Genomic DNA, 22,812 nt, shown 5'->3' with positions numbered 1-22,812 from the left:
AACGTTCACTGCCGTTCCGCTGCGAACTCGCGGATGCTGTCCACCAGCGAGGAGTAGTCCTCATCGCGGAAATGGAAAGGCTGCGGCCCCCATTTGTGTTCCCTACTGATCCGCAGCTCACCGCTCGATCGTGTGATCGCGACGCCGACCATCTGTCGCGCCGCTTCGCGGTAGCGCATGAACTTCTCATTGGCGTCGATCGCACGGTCGGCGAACTCCTCGGCCTCAGTCGGTTTGATCTCAGAGAAGCGGCGCCAGGCTTCCTGTACCGAGGCGCCGGTCGACAATCTTCGACTCGCTTCCCGAACCCCGCGCTTCAACCGGCGGCCGTGTCGGCCGAGCACGCTGGCGACATCACCGCGCGGGTGCGGAGCTCCTGCCAGCGCCGCGGCCCATTCGACGTCGATGAGCACCGTCTTGTCCGCAAGTCCAGCGACACCGAGCGACGCGACCAGCGCCTCGAACCCGACGTGCCAGGCGGCGAAGTGCTCGTCCGTTCCGAATTCGACCAGCCTGGCCCCTGAACGGCGGGCAGCCCGACCGGCTCCGGAGAGTTCGACCTCGATGGAGTTCGTCATCGACGTGCCGTCCGGGAACTCCCAGTAGCCTCGGCGCTCATCGACCAGATCCACGAGGATCACATCGAGTTCGTCGGCGATCTCCGCGATCCGGCGTGCGCCGTTGCCTTCGAGGTCGCCCACGACCATCCGTTCTTGGAATGCCGAAGTCAGTTCGCTCAGATCGACTCCGTCTGTGCCGTGAGGTGCAAGAAGGCTGCGCACCGACTGTCGTGCGACATAGGCGCGCACGTCCGCATCGGGCATGAACTCACACGTGTCACGGCTGACGCACGAACCGAAGATGGCGATGTTCACGACTTCGCGTCTTCCGTCGTCATCGACCGGCGGCGAGGTTCAGCAGGTTCGTCCCCTCCTGGTTCGGGTGCGTTCGGGGCGTCACCGGAGGCTCGCCGCTTCCGCATGCGGTCAGCGTAACGCTGATCCGCGAGCAGTCTCACCTTCGACGCAAGACGCTGCCCCGTGAGATCCGCCGAGGCAGCCACCGACGACGCCCTGTCGTCGGGGTTGGCGGCGCGGAGAATGACGCGCTTGTCACCGGGATGAAGACGCAGCGGCGGCGGGCCATCGTGCCAATGCTGGGAGCCGACGGCTTCCGATGCTGGTTTCGGGAGCACCGGGAAAATGGCGGGCGATGAAGGTGCCCCGATCTCTTCGGGCCACGCATGGGGTTCGGCTGCCGCAATCTGCGGCATCGGTTCTTCCTCTATTTCGCGTGATGCTTCTCGCCGTTTCACGTGCCGAGCGGCGATTCTCTTCTTCTTGCCTGATCGCGCAGCGTGTCTTGGAATCGGGTTACGCACTAACTCGGGTTCGAGGACATTGATCTCTTCCTGCCGCGCATTGCTCATCACGTCGGCGAGGAGTTTGTCAGCGATCTCCTCTTCGCCCTTGGCAACATTCCACGCCCACCAGCGGTACTTTTCGGCGACCGCCTCTGCCGGTCCGTCCATGAGGATCTCGCCCTTGTGCATCCACACAGCGCGAGTGCAGAGTTCCTGAATGACTTTCGCCGCGTGGTTGACGAGCAGCACGGTGCCCGCCTCTGCGAGGAGATCGTCCATCGCACGCTCGCTGCGCTCTGCGAACGTTGCATCTCCGGTCGACAGCGCCTCATCGATGAGCAGAATCTTCGGCCGAGCGGCAAGCGCGATCGCAAACCGCAGGCGGGCTCCCATACCTGAGGAATACGTACCCATCGGGCGATGGATCGCCGATCCAAGTGCAGACAACTCGACAACGTAGTCATATGCTTCCGCGGCTTCATCCGGGGTCAGACCCATCGCCAGGCAACCGAGGCGGACGTTCTCCCCGCCGGAGAGCGACGGTTGCAGCGCCGCACTGACGCCCAGCAGGAGCGGTTGAAAGCGCACCAGGACGCGTCCTCGGTCGGGTTGCTCTACGCCGGCAATGTTGCGCAGCAGCGTCGACTTGCCTGAGCCGTTGGCTCCTACGACCCCGACCATCTCGCCTTCTCTCGCAACGAGATTGACTCCCCGCAACGCGCGAACAGTGGTTGTCCCATTGCGTCCAGAAATGGCACCGGCGAGGCGCTTGATGCCCTTCGATCCCTTTGCGGGGTCGTTTGTGGCCACGGTGTAACGGACCTGTACGTTTTCTGCGACGATGTTCGGTTCGGCTGCTGACGCAAGATCTGCGGTGGCAAAGCTGACAGATTCAGAGTCGACCATAACTCTCCTCTCCTCGCCAGAAGAACAGGAATCCCACGACGAGAAGCCCGAACGACCAGACCACAGCGGAGATCCACATCCACGACGGCGAGGCGGTTCCATAGAGCAGAGAGTCCCTCGCCAAAGTGAGGAATGAATGCATTGGATTGGCCTGCATGATCGTCAATAGGACTGGATGATCTGCGAGCTGCTCTTCTACTGAGAAGAACACCCCTGAGCCGTATAGCCAGAATCGGCTGATGATCGACATCAGATTCGACATGTCGGGGAACTTATGTCCGACTCGTGCGAGCAGACACGCCAATCCGACATTGAAAATCGTCTGTAGCACGACGACGGGGATTATGAGGACGACGCGCCAAGTGATCACCTCGGCGGGCGGGAGTACCGCGAGGACCACAACCATCACCGCCAAGCTCGGTATGAAGTCGAGAAAGTTGCGGACGACGGTCGAGATCGGAAGAGCTGCGCGCGGGAACTGGAAGCCTCTGATCATCGAAGCGCCCCCGCGGATAGAAACGGTGCCGCCGGTCATCGACTTTCCTGTATAGGCGAAGAAGAACACGCCGATCACAAGGTAGCCAATGAAGTTGTCGATTCCGCGAGAGGAATTGAGTATGAACCCGAAGATGAACCAGAACGCGAGGACGGAGAGCAGCGGGTTGATGAACAGCCAGGCATAACCGAGCAGATTATTCCGGGTCGAGCCGCTCACTTTCGCACGGGACTCCGCAATGATGAAGTACCGTCGCTCCCACAGGCTCCTGAGGTAGCTGCGCAGGCCCATGCGCTTGCCGACGGCGACCAGTCCTTCGCTCGAGACTGAGGGGATCGTGGTCAGGCCCAACGGGTTCCGGGTATCACTCACTTCGATATCACTCCCAATATCTCGGAATAGACCTGACCATAACGCTGACCGATGTCCTTCCACCGTCTTGACGACAACACATACTCGCGACCATTCTTCCCGAAGTTTTGCCTTGCCTCCGAGTCGACAGCGAGTTCGGACAGCACTTCGGCCAGTCGGTGTGGGTTCTCAGGCTCTGTCCACAGACCGGAGTCGGTCGGCAACAATTCTCTCAGAGCCGGAAGGTCTGAGATGACAACCGGTCGTGCCAGCCCCATCGCCTCGATCGGCTTGATCGGGGTGACGAGCCGGCAGACCGGTTCGTTCTTGCGGGGAACGACGATCGCATCGAGGGCCAGCTGGTAGTCGATCGCCGCGTCCTGCGACACCCGTCCGGTGAAGACTGCCGCGTCGCCGAGTGCGGCTGCCCGTTCGCGAAGCTCGGGTAGGGCCACGCCGTCGCCTGCGATGAGCAGGCGGAGATCGACACCTTTGCTGCGGGCGATGATGACGGAGTCGACGAGATCGTCGAGACCTTCGTAGGCGACGATCGAGGCCGCTGTCCCGACCCACACCCCGGATGTCGGCAGGTTCAGCCGCTCTCTCATCTCAGCGGGTGCGACAGAGACATCGGCACTGACGACGGCCTCCGACACCGCGTTGGGGATGACGGTGATCGAGTTCTCATCGATGCCGTTGCCGATGAGGTGGTCGCGCATCGTCTCGCCGAGGGTGATCACGGCATCGGCGTCACGAGCGACTTCGATCTCCTTGGCACGCATGAGTGCGAATCGCTCACTGCGACGACGCGATCCTCGTGCCGAAGGCGTGGCACCGGCCGCCGCCCAGGTCTCTTCGAGCACTCCGCGCACCTCGTAGACCCAGGGGATCCCGATCGCACGGGCAGCAGCACCCGTCGCCAGACCGTTGACGTAATGGGTCGTGGTGTGGAGGACATCTGTGCCACGCCGGCGTGCGTGTTCGGCGATCCAAGCCGCCTGCTCACTCAGCCGTGTCGTGGGAGTCGTCGCCGGCAGAAGCGGAACGTGCCGGAGGTATTCGATGCCGTCGACCGCTTCTGCAGGCTGGGGGCTCAACCGCCCGATCGTCATCGGATACGAAGGTCGGGTGGCTGCGACGACATCGTGGCCGGCATCGCGCAACGTCCGCAGAATGAGGTGACTGCGGTAGGCGTAGCCCGAACGGGTGTGGGGCAGCGAGTTCGTGAGAATGTGCATCGAGCTGAGCGGGACGTCCGCAGCAGGGCGGGGCGAACGACGTGCAGGCACGTAGTCGTCGACGTCCGGGCGCCATCCAGGCGCAAGCGTCTCGCGCTCGGATTCGAGTCGTCGACGGCGCCTGCTCTCGGGGAGAGCGTCGATCGCTTCGCTGATGCGTCCTTCCGTCCAGTGGATCCTCGACAGGAGCGTCTGACTTCCGGGCACGGACGCGGCGATACGGGATGCTGTCTCCAGCATCCCGAGGTTCAGTGCGATCTCCCCCAGCAGACGCGTCGCTTTCGTCGGTTCGGTCGATGTCACGATCTCACGTGCCTGCGATTCGCGGCCGAACAGCCATGCCCCTGCTGCGGTGGACGCAGGCCCGGGCAGACTGCCGAGCAATCTCCCGACCGTTCTCGACACCGGCGGCGGGAGTCTTCTGGCCAGTTGCATCGCGAAGAAGACCCGGTCCTCACTGACATGGGACGCGGTGGTGGCGAGCGCGTTGACGACCTGTTTGGCAACGAAACCCGTCTTCATCGGCACACCTCCTCGAGAATGCGTTCGTAGTCGCGTCCCATCACCTCGGCGGAGGCATTGTCGATCGTCCATTCGCGAGCGCGCTCGCTGGGACGGACGACTGCCTCGGCGAACGTCCTCATCGCCTCGGCGATGGATTCGACGTCACCTGGCTTCGCCACCGAACCGGCACCGTTGACAGTGATGATGTCCGCGGCCTCTCCTGCGACGATGCCGAGCACGGGGATGCCGCGCACCATGAGGGAGTAGAGCTTCGACGGCACTGTGCGGGTGTGGGCGGGGACATCGCCGAGGCTGACAAGACCGGCATCGGCCCAGTCCCAATGCGCTGCCAGCTCGGTCCCCGTCGACTGGGGGTAGAAGTCCACTGGTGCATCGAGGTGCGCTGCCAGTTCGACGAGCGCGTCTTTGTCCGCCCCATCGCCGACGATGCGCAGGTGTGTTCCCGGCACTGTCGCTGCGGCTCGGATGGCGGCGCCGAGGTCCTGTGATCGTCCGACCGTGCCGACATAGAGGAGATTGACGCCGTCCTCGCCTTGAGGCCGATGCGCGGGGACGAACAGTGTCGAGTCGATCTCGGACCGGCTCACCCCGCTTCTGACCACTGTTGCGTTGATGCCCCGTTCACGCAGGCGGGTGCAGAAGCTCTCAGTGGTGACGACCACGACCGCAGCTCGTCTCTGCGCGCGGGTGAGGAACCCGGGAATCAAGGTGTCTTCGAGACGACCGCACACTGCGGACGGGAGGAATCGTCCTGCTGCATTCGTGACCAGGGAGAGTTCATGGATGAGGTCGGGCCAGGCATCGCGAACCTCGGCGACATGCGGAACGCGAAGGATGCGTGAGACGAGATCACCGGCGAGCAACGTTGGAAGTGCGGGAGTCGTGGAGACGACGACATCAGGTCGGTGAGGACCCTGCAGCCTGCGCAGAGCTGTGCTGAGCGCTCCAGAGGCAGCGACGGTCTGGTCGAGCATCTGTCTGGCCATCGATGCTCCGCTGTGGAGGTAGGGCACTCGTATGATCTTCTCGCCGTGTTCGCCGTCCTCCCAGGTCCCGCCCAAGCGAGCGCGGACACGTCTGCGTCGGTGGCCGACTCGGGAACCGAAGAATTCGTCCCGCCGTGTGTACGGGTAGTGGGGGTGAGGCGCGGCAACGACGATCTCATGGCCGTTGGCGATGAGATGACTGACCATGGTGCTCCAGCGCCGCTGCGGGGCGCCGACCTCGGGCCAGTAGTAATGGGAAAGCAGCAGGATCCTCACGCTGCCACCGCCTGCGGTGCAGGACGTCGACGCAGCCACAACGGCACAAGGGCATAGAGCGCAAGCAGTGCCACCCAGAACACATGTGCGGGGTAGGTCGTCACGGTGTTGCCAGCAATCAGTGTCGGGACTGCGAGAAGACAGGCGAGCACCGTGAGAGCAGCGTGAAAGAGCGAGACCATGCCATGTGACCACCCTGCCTGTTGGGTTCTCTGGTACATATGCTGACGGTGCGGAAGGAAGACGTTCTCGCCCTGGAAGAGGCGCCACATGAGTGTGCAGCCGACGTCGAAGAAGACGAAGACCAACGGAGCGATGACGACGACGATCGGAACACCCGAGACGAAGAGCCAGACGGCGATCGCGAACACAGCCGCACCGATTCCGTAGCTTCCGGTATCGCCGAGGAACGCCCGTGCCCGGCCGATGTTGAACGGCAGGAAACCGCACGCGGCGCCTGCCAGCGCCAACGCCAGCAGCATGACGTCCTCCTGTCCGACCCAGGCGGAGACGAAGGCATACCAGGATCCGGTGACGATCGCCCAACCCGTGACGTACCCGTTGAGACCGTCGACGAAATTCACGGCATTGACGATCGTCACGCCCACGACCGCGAAGACGAGCACATGGCCGAGGCCATGCGTCGACACGAGCGCGATGCAGCCGCTGAAGATGAGAGCGAGCGCCACCTGCCCGAACAGCCGCCCGAGCGGCTGGAGCGAGTCGAGGTCGTCGCTCATGCCGATCACCGAATAGCACCAGGTGAGGACGAGGAAGCCCACCGACACGAGGATGCCGCCGAAACCGAATGCCCCGTTCTCGACGAAGCTCCATACGGTGGCGACGACCGTCGCGACAGTCACGCCGCACCCGATGGCGATGCCGCCGCCACGCACAGTCACCTCGCTGTGAGAGGAACGGTCAGAGGGTACGTCGACGACGCCGGCCCGCTTGAGCAGCGGAAAGACCGCCAGGGCGGTGGCGACCGTCGCTGCTGCCGCAATGACGAGGACAGCAACGGAGAGGGCAGTCATCTGCTCGCGTCCCCCGTACCGGGGATCTCGTCGGAAGGGGTGAGGGCGTTGACGGTCGTCGCCTGAAGGGATGACGACGACGGTGGTGCGAGTGCGTCACCGGATGGGGATTCCGGTTCGCAGAGGATGCCGACGAGCGCGAGGGCCAGTTCGCTGCGACGGCCGAACGCGGACGCATCACGCGCCTCGGCGACGATGGCGTACAGCGCGGAGACGTCGACAGGGGAAATCTTGACCTGTGTGATCAGGGGGTGAACCGGCCGGACATCCTCTTCTCCTGGGGACAATAGCGACTCGGTCAGCTTCTCTCCGGGGCGCAGTCCGGTGTAGACGATGCTCGCATCGGAGCGACCGCTCAGCGCGATGACTCGCCGGGCCAGATCATCGATCTTGATGGGCACGCCCATGTCGAGGACAAGCGTTTCGCCGGGATTGCCGATCGATGCGGCCTGAAGGACGAGTTCGCACGCTTCGTCGGCGGTCATGAAATACCGCGTGACCTCGGGATCGGTCACCGTCACCGGGTCGCCGGCAGCGACCTGTGCGACAAATGTCTCAAGCACCGAACCGCGTGACCCGAGGACATTGCCGAAGCGCACCGACATATAGCGACGGCCGGAGTCGGCGGCGACCGAGGCGATTGCTCGCTCGATCGAAAACTTCGTGCGCCCGAGCACCGACATCGCGTTCGCTGCCTTGTCGGTCGAGATGTGCACGAATGATTCGACCTCATTGGCAACCGCCGCGTTGAGCAGATCGAGGCTGGCACCGACGTTCGTGCGGATCGCCTCCTCGGGGAATCGCTCGAGGAACGTGAGGTGCTTGAGAGCCGCTGCGTGGAAGATGATGTCCGGCTTGACTTCGGCGACCAGCGCATTGATGAAAGCGGTGTCCCGCAGGTCGCCGAGCACCAGATCATCGCTGGTGAGCAGCGCAGACCCCTCGAGTCCGAGCTGAGTGGCATGGAGGCCGGATTCGTCCCGGTCGGTCATGACCAGTCGAGCCGGATCGAAACGTGCCACCTGCCGACAGAGCTGGGATCCGATGGACCCTCCGGCGCCGGTGACGAGGACGATCCGCCCGGTGATCGCCGAGGAGATGTCCTCGACGTTCGTGGAGATCGGCTTGCGACCGATGAGGTCCTCAAGGCTGATATCGCGGAAGCTCCGCGAACGAAGATCCGAGACCGCCGGGGCGTGCGACTCCTGGCGGCCGAGATCGGATTCGGCGAGCGTGGGCAGGATCTTGATCTCCACGGGACGCCCGTCGAGACTCGATGCGATGCGTTGGAGGTCCTCCGGCGGCAGGTCGGCGATGGCGATGATGACGACGGTCGCCCCGGTTCTGTCGACCTGCTCGGCGAGTTCGGCAATCGGTCCGACCACCCGGATGCCGTTGTAGCGAAGGTGACGTTTGTGAGGGTCGTCGTCGAGGAGCCCGGCAGCGGAGTATTCGTGGCTGCGGTCCTCGGCGATCATGTCGAGTGCCCGCATGCCCTGAGTCCCGGCACCGATGATGAGCGCGGGCTTCGATGACCGCGATCCCGACCTCGACCTCTGCCGGTAGTTCCGCCTGACCCAGTTCTCCAGGCTCTTGACCACGAGCATCATCGCACCTGCGGCGATGGGCACACTTGTGGGGATGAGTAGATGGGAAGCTAAGGCGAACTCAGCGACCCACATCAGTCCGACTGCAAGCGCTGTCGTGCCTGCAATCGCCGCGAACTGATCGGAGGAACCGTCGTAGTACCGGCCGCGATAGATCGCGAGAGGACCGCATGCGAGAAAGACGATGACTCCGATTCCAGCGCAGACCAGCATTCCTGTCAGGCTCAGCTGGGTGACCCGGAAATCGAACCGGAAGAGCATCATCGCACAGATGATGAGTGCGAAAATCAGCCCGTCTGCCAACGATCGGACGAGGGCCAAGAGGTCTTTGGCGAAACGGGTGCGAGCGGCTTCGGGCCAGGTCCAGCTTCCCACAGTCCTCTTCTCACTCAGCCCATGCACCTGTCTACCCACCCCACACACAGAGGCAGCTCAGGAGCGCTGGACAGCGCCGGTCAACTCCATGATTGTACTATTGATCCAGATTGTTTGACGCAGATGATGAGTCAAATCCGACCCCGGCTGAGATGTTCGAGCACCACGTCGCTTACCAACGACGGTTAATGAATCAACGTTGTGGCAGCGTTGCATATCAGCCACAGGGAACTGTTGCTAGTGCAGCACGCTACCGGTGGCCAAGAGCCGGTTTCAGAAGGGAATATGAATTGGCCGTGACGCCATTGGGCACCATCAGGACCGCTATCTGGCACCTGCGGCGGGGCGGGTTGACGCAATTGCGCACGTGGCACCGCAGGCGACAGGTCAAGCAGATCAGTGTCGATGCTGACCCAACCGTCGCTTCGTTGAGCCTTCAATCGTCCTCTTTGGGCGAGGTGTTCCCGCCCTTGCCGGCGCCTACTCGTCGGCCGGTTTTCGACCACCTTCGGGTTGGAGTCATACTTGACGAGTTCTCGATGGAAAGTTTCGGGTACGAGTGGCAGCTAGTGGCACTGAAGCGTTCCGCGTGGAAAAGTCAACTGGATGACCTCGACTTCGTCTTTCTCGAGTCGGCATGGAACGGCAATCAAGGGGAGTGGCAATTTCAGCTCACCGGAGCTTCTGGCATCAAACCGGACGCAATCGAACTTCTGGAGGAGTGCAGGCGGAGAGGTCTCGCTGTGGTGTTCTGGAACAAGGAGGATCCACCGCACTTTGACGATTTCCTTCCACTCGCACGACTCTGCGATGTTGTCTTTACAAGCGACGTTCGTCTCGTTCCGAAGTATCAAGCGGAGCTCGGGCACGATCAAGTCGGTGTACTGCCATTTGCAGCACAGCCTGCGATTCATTCACCGGCGAGACCCTCTCGGAATTACGCCGCTCGCGACATAGCGTTCGCTGGCATGTATTTTGCTCACAAGTTCCCGGAACGACGCGAGCAAATGGATTTGCTGCTCGGCGCAGCGGCCAACGTCTCGGGTCGCATGACGCACGGACTTGAGATCTTCTCTCGATTCCTTGGGGACGATGAGCGATATCAGTTTCCCGGCGAGTTGGCTGACCATGTCGTCGGGTCACTTCCTTATCGAAACCTGCTGACCGCATACAAACATTACAAGGTCTTCCTCAACGTGAACTCGGTCATCGATTCTCCGAGCATGTGCGCCCGCAGGATCTTCGAGATCGCCGCAGCCGGCACGCCGGTCGTCACGACGCCAAGTGCCGCCACGACGGAATTCTTCCCTCAGGACGAAGTTCCTCAACCGACGACCAGAGAGGACGCCGAATGGACGCTTAGGGCCCTGGTCAGAAGTCGGGAGCTCAGAGATCGCACTGTCCACAAAGCTCAACGCCGAATCTGGAGGGAACACACATACAGCCACAGGGCGATGACCGTGATGGAATCCCTTGACGTTGAATTCGAAGACCCCTCGAGTAGTTCCGTATCTGCAGTCGTTTCAACAAACAGACCCGATCACCTGACGAACATCCTCCACGCTCATTCACAACAGGTCGCGGTGGACAAGCAACTTGTACTGGTCGCGCACGGGTTCACCGTCCCAGCCGACATTGCCACTCGCGCAAAAGATGCGGGAATCGACGATCTTGAGATCGTTCGCGTGGATGCCAGCGAGTCTTTGGGTGCGTGTCTTAACCGCGGTATTGCGGCTGCCGATGGAGACGTCATAGCAAAAATGGACGACGACGACATGTACGGCCAGCACTACCTGTCGGACCAGTTGGCTGCGCTGCGATACTCGGGCGCCGAGCTGGTAGGGAAACAAGCCCACTACCTGTATCTGAGGAATCGCAATATCGTTATGTGCCGGTTCCCCGAACGAGAGCATCGCTACACCGATCTTGTCATGGGTCCGACGCTCATGGCGCGACGCGACTTGTTCCTGGATCACCCCTTCGCCGAGCGTACGCTGGGTGAGGATACTGATCTGCAACGGAGGATCGTTGCCGATGGGGGACGGATCTATTCTGCCGACCGATTCAACTTCGTCCAGGTCCGTGGGAGCCATTCGCACACATGGACGGTCGGCGACGACCTGCTGCTGGCGAATTCCGACGTACATTCATTCGGATTCGGGGCCGAGCACTACTTCTTCTGAGGCAATGGACGACCCAAGCAGATCCGCGAAGCGTCTGCTTCGGCGTCAACATAACGATTCTCGGTAAGTTTCTCGTTTGGAGACAGTCGTTGACGCACATCCCTGAGAATCGTGGCTAGAGGGCTTCACCGATGACCGCCTGCCCCGTGCAATGACACCCCAAGCTCAGCGCACCCGCAGTGGCGTCGTGGTGAAGACGATGGGCTCGCTGAACTGTGGGCCACGTATATGGACCCGTAAGCGATGGGGACCGACTTCTCCGACGTAGGCGACGTGATGGCTGGGACCGGGAGCGTACGGCATCGCGTGTACCTGTTCCCGGCCTCGAAATACCCTCACTGAAACCTCGGCTCCTGCAGCATCAGGAATTTCCAGGACGAATTCTCTCGCAAGTCGATCGTAGAGAGCGAGGAATTTCAATGCATCACCGCCCCGAACATCCAGAGCGTTGACCAGAACACCGGAGAATCCGTCCTCGAGATCGGCGCGCAACAGCTTTTGAAGCCGGGGATATGTGCGGGTCCTCGATCCGAGGACCCGCAGACTTCGCTTCAACTCGCCGGCTGAATCACCGCTGGACAGGATTTCGATGTCCGCAGTCGGATGTTCGGCAATGAGTTGAGTGAATCGATCGTCGAACCGTGCAGCAACGGGATCAGTCTCCGAGGTCGGGAGAACGGGATTGAGTGAGATCAAAGGTGTTCCGGACTCCAGTGCCGCTATCACGCCAGGACCGAATCCCAGCCCCACGGTGGCGACAGTCACCTGGATACCGCTCGATGCCTGGGAGTGAATGTATTCGACGACTACTTGGGCAATCTGGTCGATCGCTGCTTCCCTAGCGGGAACGAAGTCGCTGGCGGCAGTCGAGTCTTTGTGAGCGACCTCCGCGGTTCCGCCGATGAGTGCCGCGATATCGGCGAAGTACTCAACGGTGTGATTCGATTTTGCCAGTGCTGCAACCAAACGCTCACGTTCCGCCTCTGAGGAGTATTCGGAGAGGATAAGCACAGATCGGTCGCTGGAACCTGGCGATGACCAAGTTGTCACGGTTTGCCCATTCACGGTGAGGTCCTCAAACGAGTCAGAATGGTCATCGCCAGTTACCGCGTCAACACTGTCCCACGCGAAATCTGACAGCCTCACCTCTGTCGTCAGCGTCAGATCCTCAGCGCGGATGTCAACAAGGATAACCGGACTGGCAACGCGTTGGCCGAAGTCGGGAAACTTCCAGCCTTGGATGCTTGGCTCCTCTGCACCTTCGACGACCCTGAGCGTCATAGGGGCCGTTGCGTGGAACTCGATCTCCATAACCTTCTCGGCCCGGTCGAACACCTCTGCCCCGTTAGACCTCAACGCTATTCGCAAACCGCAGCCGATATGCCAAATAAAGGTGAGATTCTCCGGTCCGACCGTGGAACCAACAGTGTCGGTGATCGTCAGCAGCGAATCCGAGGCACTGCGTCCGTGAGCGACGCGGAGACTGCGCTTCCACACTCGCCCTTTGTATCTGCGCGTGGTTCCTGTAGCGTCGAGCAGGTCGTCCCGAGCAAGTCGAACGTCCAGCTCGTTCAAAGGCAAGGAATCCGCACTGCGCTTGTTTTCGGGCTCGGTTCGCGGCAGGCCTTTTCCGCCGACAACAAGCGAATTGTGCGCTGCCGAAGAGTAGGCGTACGTCGTGAATGGGTCGCGCCAGTTGTAACCATACGGACCGGCTTCGCACAACAGGTCGCGGCCGCCAGAGCGCAGGTAGATGCTCTGTTCGTCGGAGTGCTTGTGATAGTCAGCGTTGTAGGCGCACGCGAAGTGGACGAAAGTGGCGTCCGGGTCGCCCCAGGCAGACCGGGTCAGGGCATAGCCGGAATTCGGGAAGACCCTCGTGCGCACTGTAGGTTGTGTGCCGCGAGCTCCGCCTGTGGCCGCGTACTCGAATTCCCCGTCTGTGAATGTCTCTAGATTGGCACTGGAGTCAAGACGTCGCCGATGGGTGTCAGATACGGGCGGGTAGAGGGCTTCGGGCGTTATACAGTGAACTGCGTAGTCGGCTGCCCCGGGCAGCAGCTTTCTGTACAATTCGGCCTCCGGGGATCCTGCCTCAGCGAAGACGTCAGCGAGTATCGGCAAGTATCTGGCAACCATGACGTGGTAGGTAGGAGTATTCTCCACGTGCACACCTTCTGCGGTGAAACACGCGGAGAAATAGGTGTGCAGTCGCCTAGCGGCAAGGTCCCAGGCGTCGTCACCAAGTTCGTTGCCGGTCGGCGAAACGATGGATGACCAGGCAATCAGAGCGAGGTCCTGGAACATGCCATGATTGTTCACTCCACCATAGAAGTCGGGTTCGACGAGGATCGCGGCGGTCCGCTGCGCGAAGTCCCTGAAATAGTCCTGTTGTTCTTCGGTCAAGGCGAACCGGTCGAGGACACCCACGACACCGAGAAGTCGCTGCGCGGTGGTTTCGTCGTGGAACGCCATCTCTGGCGCGGACTCCCGGTGCAGGTCGAATCGTTCGTCCCATTCGGAGAGCAACCGATGGAATAGGGTCGAAAGCTCCGTAGCTTCCTCAGTGTCAAGTGAGGGAGCCGCGCCGATCCAATCGGCGAGGAATGTGAAGCCATGGGCGTGGCGGCCGCGAGAACGGTCCGTTCCGTACTCCCAAAGCGCCCCTGCATCGATTGGGGATAGGGCCGACGCGCCGAGGCGAACTGTGTGATCGCGCATTGACGTTCGGACTCGCTTCTGGGCACCAGAATCGTGATTGATCGGCAGAAGTCTTCGAGCAGAATCGGCAACCGAGTTGATGGTCCGGTCACTCATGTCAAAGCTTTCGAGGATTGGACAGCTCGTGGACAGGCGCGGCCTTTGGGAAGAGGAGGTCGGTGAATTGCTCGTAGACGATGTGCTCGTCGAACGAGGCAACTACAGCGGCTATGTCCTGTCTCCGACGCTGGTGCTCCGCGTTGTCGACGAGACCGGCAGCCATGCTCGCAACATCCGGGAAAAGCATGGAGGCGGGATAGATGAGATCCGATCCGTCCCAGGCCAGGGAAACAGCGTCGGCACCGCTGGCTGCGCCGTCAGCCAGAGTGAGATGGAACGACTCGAAGTCGCTGACGGATATGACGATTCCGATCTCCTGGTACCACTCTTCCATATCCGCGCCGTGCGGGTCGAAGACGACGATCTCTTCTTCGGAGGCATCGTTGAGGCGTTCAATGCGTTCGTACTGTTCCCGGTAATAGCGCATCTCTTCGGGCCGTTTCGCCATCCACGAATACTCCTCTGGGCGCTTGCCCTTGATGCGCAGACGATAACGAGTATCCGTCTCGCGTAGCTTTTCGACAAGGTCGATAGCGAGGTCGAGGCGTTTGCGTTGGGGAACGATTCCGACGAGGCCCAGAGTGAACGCAGCCCCTTCGGATTTAGGTCGAGCCAGGGCCTCAGTACGGACGAAATTGGGCACGACGACGCTCCGGCCAGCCGGCACTCCATGTCCTTCGAGGGCGGCACGGCGAATCAGCTCACCGACGAATATGAACTCATCAACGTTGTCCGAGTCGATTCTGAGCAGGTACGGCAGGTCGATCTCCTGCAGGTGCACGCGGACCACAAGTCGTTGGTCCGGGCTGACGTGGTGGGAATACCAGACGGCGTTGCCGAGCGCCCATTCGCACCAGACGACGTCCGCCCGGTCAAGGAGTTCCTTGGATTTCACCTCGTCGTGGGCACTGTGCCCCTCCCATTTGTCGATGAGCACGGTATGGCCCTGTGTCTCGAGGTGGACGATGAAAGGCGCAATGAACTTGAGGTCGTGCCCAGCGATAAGCACAGTTTGACGACCCTCCTCGGAATCGTCGCACTCGGATGAAACTAATTGAAGCGACGTGTTGAGCGGTGCGTCGGCCTTTTCAGTCGTGGTCGTTGAGTAAGGAGGCACGATCATCGTAAGACCTTCGTCGGGGCCCGTGAACTCGCTATCGGCCGCAACGGAGGATACTTCTTCGTTCCTGGTGTCCCCACCTGACCGGTCATCGCCAGCCAGCATTGTGAACTTGCCGACTACCAGGTCGTCGTCGCTGATCGACAAGTCAGCAACCGGGCTGGCAAGTAAACGTGAGTCGTCGCCCGCTGCAAATTCTCGAGCCGTTATGGTTGTGTCGCCACGGAACCTGTAGGCGATGAGCAGATCTTCTGCGAAAGTACGTGACGCTGGCGCCGCGAACTCAATAATTGCCTCGGCTCCTCCATCTTGGAACCATTCTTGGACGTTCTCTGCGGAGATGACAGGGACGTCGGTGAATTTCTGCACTGATGCCACCTCCCCGTTGGCTACTGCGATCGCCGCTGGGGGGACGGATTGGTTGAGGATTGTCTCCAGCGCAGGTAACAGGACCTGGCCATCGCTCCCCGACGCGTTGATTCTCTCAATCGCTGTGGTCGAGAGATCGTTTGACATAACGGCCACATATCGCGGATCGCAAAGGCCGTCGACAGCGATGCCTGCAGTGCGCAGCATGATGGCCAAGGACGTTTCAGTAGTGTGAGCGCGGGCGATAGCCCGGAGTTGGAACCACGCTTCGTCAAAGCGTTCAGCAGGGTCAGCGGCCCAAGCTCGCAGGAGGGCACGATGGAAGTACGGGTCGGCCGATGACGGAATCGCCCCGCCGAACGTCTCGACTATCCCGCGGCCGGGGCCGCTGAGCACAACTCCTCCGCTTGCGGCTGCTTCAACCACACGTCGCGAGAACATGGTCGGGCTGTCGGTGACGGAGTTGACGTTCAGGCTCACGGAATGAGAGCGGTAGGCGTTGAGCACTTCGGAGTAGGGCAGGGACCCGCTGATCTGAGGAGTGAACTCCCGCGGAAAGTGATACGGAGTGTCGGACTTGCCATATTGACGGTCGTAGATCGTCAGACCGTGCGGGATTGCGGCACGCAGCAAGCCTACAAGTTCCTGTGAGCGGGCGGCGTAGCGGTCCCCGTAATAGGTACCCGCATACATTGCAGTCGGCGGACCCAATGAGGCAGGTGATTGCACTGGGTTGTGAAGTGTGAGTTCGGCGTAGAACGGAAGGGCAGAGGCGGTGCGCACACTCGATCCACCGGCAGCGAGATAGTCGCCCAATAAAGACGCATCAGTGGTGAATACATGGTCGAAATGCGTCGCGGTCGGTAGGAAGCGGCGGATATGCACCGGGTCTTCCTTGTTCCAGAAGATTCTGGGGATGCCCCTTTCTTGGGCACTCCGCAACAACAGTTCAAGTGCCGCGAACTCTTCGTCGTTGTAATATCCCACACCGCGAAACCATTCTCCTCCGTTGCCTTCCCAGGCAGATTCGATGAATACGGCGTCGAGATCCTGTTCGAGCGCGGCGAGAGGATCCTTACGGGAAATCGGGACCACCTGCACTCGGTGGCTCAGAGTTTCCGTTGTGAACTCGTCAGCAACGATGCCGAGCCTGATGGAGTCAAGAGGACGGTGAGGGACCTCGAGCAGAGACGTCCGCCAGTGTCGATCAGCACTGGTGTAGGCGGCACGGATTTCGGCGTTCAGGGATTTCCATGTGCGTTCCCGTGCAACCCAAAGTCGTCCAGCACGCGCGACAGAGCGTGCGAGGTCCGGATTCAACAGCACGTCGGCAAGGGTATTAGCGAGCGCCTCCGCATCCCCAGCGGGAAATAAGAAGCCACGACCGCTGCCAGGTGGTGCCAGGTCAACTTGGGGACTGACATCCGACAGCACCACAACATTGCCTGCGGCAAATGACTCAAGAGGTTTGAGCGGAGAGACAAGCTCCGTCACACTGGTGGACAGGCGCGGACACGGCATTATCTCCATGAAGCTCATCAACCGTGGAATGTCTTCGATCGGCACCCTGCCGACGAACGTCACATCGTCTTCAAGATCCAATTGCGCAGTCAACGTTTGCAGCTCTTTCGCAGCTGCACCTGAGCCCGCGATGACCACCTGAACCGGAATACCGCGATCTCGGATCATCCGTACCGACTCGAGCAGAAGGTCGAGGCCTTCGTAGGCGACGAGGCTACCGGCGAAACCGATCACCGGGCGGTCCAGCGTGATGCCTAAACTCTGCGCATAGTCCTTGTCAGCGGGGAGAGGAAGGAACTCGTCTGAGTTGACGGCGTTGGGTGCAAGCGTGATTCGCTCAGGCGCGACCCCGCGGGCGATCAGCTCGTCGCGCACCTGGGCCGTGATCGCAAGAACATGATCGGCTTCAGTCGCAACGAGGTTCTCCAGCTCAACTTGAAGCGCGAATCGCTCGCTGTGCTCCCACCCCTCCTTGGATGCGGCTTCTGTCAGTTCCCACAAGCCGCGGACCTCGTAGACGAAGGGGATACCGATTCGCCGGGCGGCAATTAGTGCGGGAAGCGCTTGGCGGAAGTTCGATGCCGCGTGAATGCGTTCGGGGCGACGAATCTTCGCTTCACGCACATATGCGTCAGCTGCTTTGAGAACATACTCGTCGATTGGGTCGCGATTGATGTTTGCTCCGGGAAGGTGGACATAATCTACCCCTCCGAGTTCAATGACGTCGCGCTCGTGGGTCGCCGGGGCCGAGTCCGGGTGAACATCCCAAGGATAGCCGAGTCGGGAGACGACCGAGACGTCGATGCCGGATTGGCGCATGGCATCCACCAGACCGCGAGTTCGCGTGGAATAACCGTTCGAGTCGTACGCAGGATCCGAGTGGACACAGTAGATTACTCGCCCGGGTTCAACGCGGTAAGCTACGTTGTGGGCTCGGGGAGGAACGCTGACTCTACCGCGAAGCATTCGCGCCGCACCGTGAACACGACGTACCAGTGCTTTCGTAGGTTCCGGAAGCTCGTCGGCTATCGCTCTGTGATTCGCGAGCAACTTCTCGCACGCGCTAATATCCCCTCGTTGGAACCACGCACGGTTGAGCAATGCACTGAGGACGTCGACCTGCGGATCATCGGTCAACTTCTCCTCGAGCTGCTCGTAGCTGAGTTGCCAGTGCTTCGGCTGTTGTTTCGGCACTATTGTCGACGAATCCTGCTGGTCTGCGCTGAGCGGCTTTCTCAATGCGTCATGTCGGACAGACGCTGAATTCAAAGCGGACTCACTCATCGATTGGGCGTCAGAATCAGCCGGCTGCGCGAGTGCGCTCTGGGCTCTTGCCGCTGATGGGTTCTCACCTGATCGACGAACGCCGGGAAGTCCACGCAAGGGGGACAAGAGCTGTGTTACTACTTTGCCGATACGCATGCTTCGCGAGTTGCGTACGCGCTGCAGATCTTGCTTGAGCCTCCTAGTCTCCTTTCGGTACGCGTCCAATGAGCTGCGTGCGGTCGCAAGGTTTCGGGCAAGCTCCGCCCTCTCCCTGCTGAACTTCTCATTGTCTCGATTGACCTCTTCCAGACGTTGCTCAGCGACCCGTCGCTGAGTTTCACTCTCACTGTGACTGCGTTCTCGTTCTGACAGTTGCGTATACTCGCGAAGCAGCTCCCATGGATTGTCGATGAAGTACTCGTTGACCAAGCTCCGCCACTGGTCTGGCTTGCGCCGTTCATCGCTATGCATAGATTCTCCTCGCGAGCTTTCACCGCTCACCGTGTCGCTTCAAGTTCGACGTCCTACACCGTTGGTAATCTCAAGCCTGGGCTTTCGGCTTTGCTTCACCGTCACCACAGATCACAGTAATCGGTGAGCCCGCTCGGAGAACGGGAGGCCCCCTGCACCATCGCGTGACGTCCGAGCTTCCATGGTCTTGCTCCCTCATCCAGACGGGTGGACAGATCAAAGTAAACGGCGCGAGGACTTCGTTACACGGTCATAGAATACCTTGGGGCAAGGAGGCACTAGACATTTGACCCTACACGCCCGGTGCCATCGAACCCGGAGCGATCTAATGCCACGACCAACAATCAGACCCCGTTCGGGGCCCATGAACGAACACAGGGGACGCCCTGCGTGTCTTCCAACTCACGAGGGAGCCTGAGGCCCAGAAGAAGCATGGTTGTTCCGCTCTATCTCCTGGCAGGAGACCCACGGGAAGAAGCGTGCTCTGCAACCCGTGTGCCGAACCCCAAGCTGGCACCTGGACGATCGAGCCAATGCTAATATCAGCAAGCAAGTCCGTTCGTCTCGTCCATAACTCATCCGGCGCAATCCTGCCTACCGCCCTGCACGACCCACCTCATCTTCAACCCGAGGTAGAGCGCAACGGCACCCACCTTCTGCAATGCCTGAGGATTAAGCCAGCTGAACGACGGGAGCGCACGTCACTTCTCCCACAGAAGTGCTAGAGTCCCGTCATTGCCATTGAAAGGAACTGCCACGTGGTTGTTTCACTGATGTTCCGATTGCCCGATTCTGTGCGCCCTGTGAGGCCGGTTCTGAAGGTGGCCAAAGACATCATTCACAAAGATTTCATCCTGAAGGTGACATTCGTCGGATCCAATGCGGAGACCCACAGGGACAACGTTCCTATTGGTCTGATGTGGTCGACCTCGTTCGAGTGCCCGTTCGTTTACTTACCCGATGCACTTGCGCAATCCAATCTCTTTCTTCCCGAGTTCCTTCCGCCCAGTGGGACCCGAAGTGCAGTGCTATCTATTGCACCGTGGACCTCCGCCGCGCCAGAGGCAGATAGCACGTTCAGCGAAATGGTACTTGAAACAACAGTGGTTGATCGGCCAACAGTGATTATCGGCGAGGAGGCATAGTCAGTGGGAAAGCTAGACGTATCCGTCGTCATTGGTTTCCGAGACTGGGGTACCGAACGTATCCGTCGGTCGGCGCATAGCATCATTGAATCGTTCGGGCCCGTTCGAGGAGAGGTGATTATCTCCGACTACGGCAGCGTCGAGCCCGAACCTGCCGAGCAAGTCGCAACAGATCTCGAAGCAAAGTATATATACACAGCTGGAGATCCTGTATGGTCCCGCTCACGCGCGCTGAATGCCGGCTTCGCAATTGCCCAAGGCGAGCTCCTTATCTCAACTGATGCAGACATGCTCTTCTCCCCCGGTTCAATTCGCCAAATAGTGGAAACCGCGCGCGAGGCTGAGCATTGTGCCCTATTTCTCCAGTGCCGGGATCTGCCCGAAACGATGGGCGATGACTACTTCACCTCGCTGACCGAGATTGACTGGGAAGAGATGGAACAAGCTGGTCGCCTGCGCCCGCGTTGGGGTATGGGCGGAATGATGGCCATCCCGTCTGCTGGTTACGAGAAGATCCGTGGCTTCGACGAGCGGTTGCACACGTACGGAGGCGAGGATCTGGACTTCGCTCAACGTGCTCGGCGCGCGGGATACCGAACAGTGTGGGTGGACGAACCCGAGGTTCGAATGTATCACATGTGGCACCCACCCACTCTTCGTTCAGTTGAGCAGACAGAAGCCGGCCGCGAGGCGGTGAAGTTCAATAAAGATGTCGTGTACAACGATAAATCGTACACACGAAATACGACGCACTGGAGATTTCGCCCACAGGATGCCATTCCTTTGGTGAGTGTGGTATTCGTTACTCGGAACCGCGCCAAACTTCTCAAAGAGGCCATCCGGTCGACGCTTATTCAAACCGTGCAGGACTTCGAGATCGTAATTGTCGACGACGGTTCCGAGGATGATTCGACCGAGAAGGTCGTTAAGTCCTTCAGTGATCCGCGAATTCGATACTTTAGACAGGATCCAAAGGGAATTTCGACCGGTCGAAACCTTGCGCTGGACGTAAGCCGAGGCGTTTACACAGCAGTTATGGACGACGATGACTTGATGCCACCGCGTCGCCTTGAGTGGCAAATTGAGGCGATTACCGCAGGATTCGTAGGGTCAGCTGGATCCTTCGTCAACTTCGATGACAACACTGGCGAAATGGAGCTCATCGTCTCCCGCGTGCCAACGCTTGCCCAAGCGGCGGAAAAGGGGGGCGCGCCTGGCCACGGTACGTGGATGATACGCACAGACGTAATGAGGTCCATTCGGTACGACGAGTCGATCAGCAGCGGCGTCGACAACAACTTCTTTCTTCGACTCCTGAGATCGGGATACAAGGTAAGCCACAGTGGCAAGCCAATCCTCCTCCGCCGCCGGCACAACAGCCAAGTTACGGCCGTCGATTCTTCAAACCAGGGCGACTCAGCCAAACAAGCACTTCAGTACTTCCAGTTCGGCCTGACCAATTGGCACAAAACCAAACTGGCCGAGGAAGCAAAATTGAACTCTTATCCTCCCATAGGTGATCGTGAAACATACGCGCACATGATCGAGGCGTATCTTCCGGATCACCTTGTATCTCGAAACGCGACTGTTCAACTCGAAGTTGTACCAAACGAACTGCCACAGTTCGATGGCCGCCCTCAGTTGAGATCATTGACACAGAGTACGACGGTTTTGAAATCTCATCTTTCCGTTTCGCACGCCACATACGGAGACATGGTAAAGCTAGTCTCGCTAGGGTTCGACTTGAAAACTGAACTTGTAGGACATGAACTTGCCACCGACTCTGAATCGTTGCCGTGGGAACTTGAAGCTGTCAAAGATTATCTTAACCAAGCACCTGAGGGGCAGATCGTTGAAGTTCACCGAGTGAATGCACAGGCGCCCGCTCCGGCGGATTTACAACTGTACTTCATGGATACAGGCCACCAACGAGACGCGGTCGGGATAACCCACTCTGAGCAGATAAACAAGAACGCAAACGCCCCATGGCTCATTATCGGACGCAACGCGGAGGAGTATCTGGCGTGAAAGTTACCTGGAAAGGTACCAACTACGGACAAGTCGGATTTCACACGGAGCTGCAGGAGTACGACGCTGTCCCTCCAGTCGATTCGTTGCTCATGGATCATGCCCCCGCGTTCGTGAACCCGGAGCGCGAAGCCATGGCTGCGTATCTTGCATTCGGCCACTGGACCAGCGGCGACCTGCAGTTGCCGCATCGGTTAGGACCAAACACCGCCACGGCTATCGAGAACGATATGAAACACGTGCCCGTGCGACCTAGTCCCGTTGAGTATTATCCTAAACCCCTGGAACTCGGCATCAGAGAAGTCTACGTCGGTTTTACGCCGGCTGATATCCGAAACGATGTGCCATCCATCGCTATATTGCCTGCTTCAGAGTGGTCAGGCTCGATGAGAGCACTTTCTTCTCTTGCCGTCGCTTCAAACGCATTTGTGTTTGACTTAGCCGCATCGCCACACCCGGTTATTGCGATACGCGCCCGTCTGGCAATCGCGCTACTATTTGCAGGTGATCTTTCTGCCGATACGCTCATTGTCGACGGGGAAGGAATTTCCGATATTGAACGCAAACGCTTGAGTGCACTCTTTATTTCGGTTCGGATTGGTATTCGGTTCTCAACAATCCGGGACGATCCGAATTCCCGGTTCAGCGATGGAGACTATAACCACGCCACAACTGATTTGAGGAAATAGGCCACTGTTTTCATTCTTAAATCAGAATTCATCCAAACCTCCT

General features: G+C 59.9%; 13 protein-coding genes. 4 read left to right on the top strand and 9 right to left on the bottom strand.

Translation table 11 applies throughout. From position 1 onward, the window contains the following. Positions 1-5 precede the first annotated feature (5 nt). The 7 genes from AACX88_RS16350 to AACX88_RS16320 are packed head-to-tail and all read right to left on the bottom strand — an operon-like array spanning position 6 to position 9,046. Complete coding sequence (locus AACX88_RS16350) at positions 6-875, bottom strand: DUF6270 domain-containing protein (RefSeq protein ID WP_339393925.1); 870 nt, start codon at positions 873-875, stop codon at positions 6-8. Continuing rightward, complete coding sequence (locus AACX88_RS16345) at positions 872-2,269, bottom strand: ABC transporter ATP-binding protein (protein WP_339393924.1); 1,398 nt, start codon at positions 2,267-2,269, stop codon at positions 872-874. Before AACX88_RS16345 ends, AACX88_RS16350 begins: the two co-directional genes overlap by 4 nt. Next, the gene (locus tag AACX88_RS16340) at positions 2,256-3,137 is read right to left on the bottom strand and encodes an ABC transporter permease (RefSeq protein WP_339393923.1); all 882 of its coding nucleotides are present in this window, start codon (positions 3,135-3,137) and stop codon (positions 2,256-2,258) included. Before AACX88_RS16340 ends, AACX88_RS16345 begins: the two co-directional genes overlap by 14 nt. After that, positions 3,134-4,876, bottom strand: coding sequence for a glycosyltransferase family 4 protein (locus AACX88_RS16335; RefSeq protein ID WP_339393922.1), 1,743 nt, complete (start codon positions 4,874-4,876; stop codon positions 3,134-3,136). The genes AACX88_RS16340 and AACX88_RS16335 overlap by 4 nt, the downstream gene beginning before the upstream one ends. Then, positions 4,873-6,141, bottom strand: coding sequence for a glycosyltransferase family 4 protein (locus tag AACX88_RS16330; RefSeq protein ID WP_339393921.1), 1,269 nt, complete (start codon positions 6,139-6,141; stop codon positions 4,873-4,875). Before AACX88_RS16330 ends, AACX88_RS16335 begins: the two co-directional genes overlap by 4 nt. Further along, positions 6,138-7,175, bottom strand: a complete 1,038-nt coding sequence (locus AACX88_RS16325; protein WP_339393920.1) for an MraY family glycosyltransferase — start codon at positions 7,173-7,175, stop codon at positions 6,138-6,140. Before AACX88_RS16325 ends, AACX88_RS16330 begins: the two co-directional genes overlap by 4 nt. After that, positions 7,172-9,046, bottom strand: coding sequence for a polysaccharide biosynthesis protein (locus AACX88_RS16320; RefSeq protein ID WP_339393919.1), 1,875 nt, complete (start codon positions 9,044-9,046; stop codon positions 7,172-7,174). Before AACX88_RS16320 ends, AACX88_RS16325 begins: the two co-directional genes overlap by 4 nt. A 407-nt stretch (positions 9,047-9,453) precedes the next feature. On the opposite strand from AACX88_RS16320, the gene AACX88_RS16315 reads away from it, so the two are divergent. Beyond that, entirely contained in the window at positions 9,454-11,340 is a 1,887-nt protein-coding gene (locus tag AACX88_RS16315; protein WP_339393918.1) for a glycosyltransferase family protein, read from the top strand. 165 nt (positions 11,341-11,505) lie between these two features. Here AACX88_RS16315 and AACX88_RS16310 read toward each other — a convergent pair whose 3' ends face one another. Continuing rightward, positions 11,506-14,157, bottom strand: coding sequence for a heparinase II/III domain-containing protein (locus AACX88_RS16310; protein WP_339393917.1), 2,652 nt, complete (start codon positions 14,155-14,157; stop codon positions 11,506-11,508). 1 nt (position 14,158) lies between these two features. Then, complete coding sequence (locus AACX88_RS16305) at positions 14,159-18,136, bottom strand: glycosyltransferase (RefSeq protein ID WP_339393931.1); 3,978 nt, start codon at positions 18,134-18,136, stop codon at positions 14,159-14,161. A 1,529-nt stretch (positions 18,137-19,665) separates the two neighbouring features. Between AACX88_RS16305 and AACX88_RS16300 the strand changes: the two genes are divergently transcribed. Genes AACX88_RS16300 through AACX88_RS16290 form a run of 3 tightly spaced genes read left to right on the top strand, consistent with a single transcriptional unit; the run spans position 19,666 to position 22,769 of the window. Then, positions 19,666-20,052, top strand: a complete 387-nt coding sequence (locus tag AACX88_RS16300) for a hypothetical protein (RefSeq protein ID WP_339393916.1) — start codon at positions 19,666-19,668, stop codon at positions 20,050-20,052. A gap of 3 nt (positions 20,053-20,055) precedes the next feature. Continuing rightward, positions 20,056-22,080 carry a glycosyltransferase gene (locus tag AACX88_RS16295; protein ID WP_339393915.1) on the top strand — a complete coding sequence of 675 codons (2,025 nt, stop codon included), beginning with the start codon at positions 20,056-20,058 and terminating at the stop codon, positions 22,078-22,080. Further along, positions 22,077-22,769 (top strand): hypothetical protein, encoded by a 693-nt coding sequence (locus tag AACX88_RS16290; protein ID WP_339393914.1) that lies wholly within the window; start codon positions 22,077-22,079, stop codon positions 22,767-22,769. Before AACX88_RS16295 ends, AACX88_RS16290 begins: the two co-directional genes overlap by 4 nt. The last annotated feature ends 43 nt before the right edge of the window (positions 22,770-22,812 follow it).

Source organism: Brevibacterium metallidurans (assembly GCF_037101285.1).
GTDB lineage: Bacteria > Actinomycetota > Actinomycetes > Actinomycetales > Brevibacteriaceae > Brevibacterium > Brevibacterium metallidurans.
The sequence above is the reverse complement of the archived record's forward strand: the minus strand, read 5'-3'. Positions and strand labels throughout refer to the sequence as shown.

Bases quoted from the DNA above. Each gene is read 5' to 3' on its own strand.
- AACX88_RS16345 (WP_339393924.1), bottom strand. From the start codon at position 2,269: ATGGTCGACTCTGAATCTGTCAGCTTTGCCACCGCAGATCTTGCGTCA.
- AACX88_RS16325 (WP_339393920.1), bottom strand. From the start codon at position 7,175: ATGACTGCCCTCTCCGTTGCTGTCCTCGTCATTGCGGCAGCAGCGACG.
- AACX88_RS16310 (WP_339393917.1), bottom strand. From the start codon at position 14,157: ATGAGTGACCGGACCATCAACTCGGTTGCCGATTCTGCTCGAAGACTT.
- AACX88_RS16305 (WP_339393931.1), bottom strand. From the start codon at position 18,136: ATGCTTCGCGGTAGAGTCAGCGTTCCTCCCCGAGCCCACAACGTAGCT.
- AACX88_RS16320 (WP_339393919.1), bottom strand. From the start codon at position 9,046: ATGATGCTCTTCCGGTTCGATTTCCGGGTCACCCAGCTGAGCCTGACA.
- AACX88_RS16335 (WP_339393922.1), bottom strand. From the start codon at position 4,876: ATGAAGACGGGTTTCGTTGCCAAACAGGTCGTCAACGCGCTCGCCACC.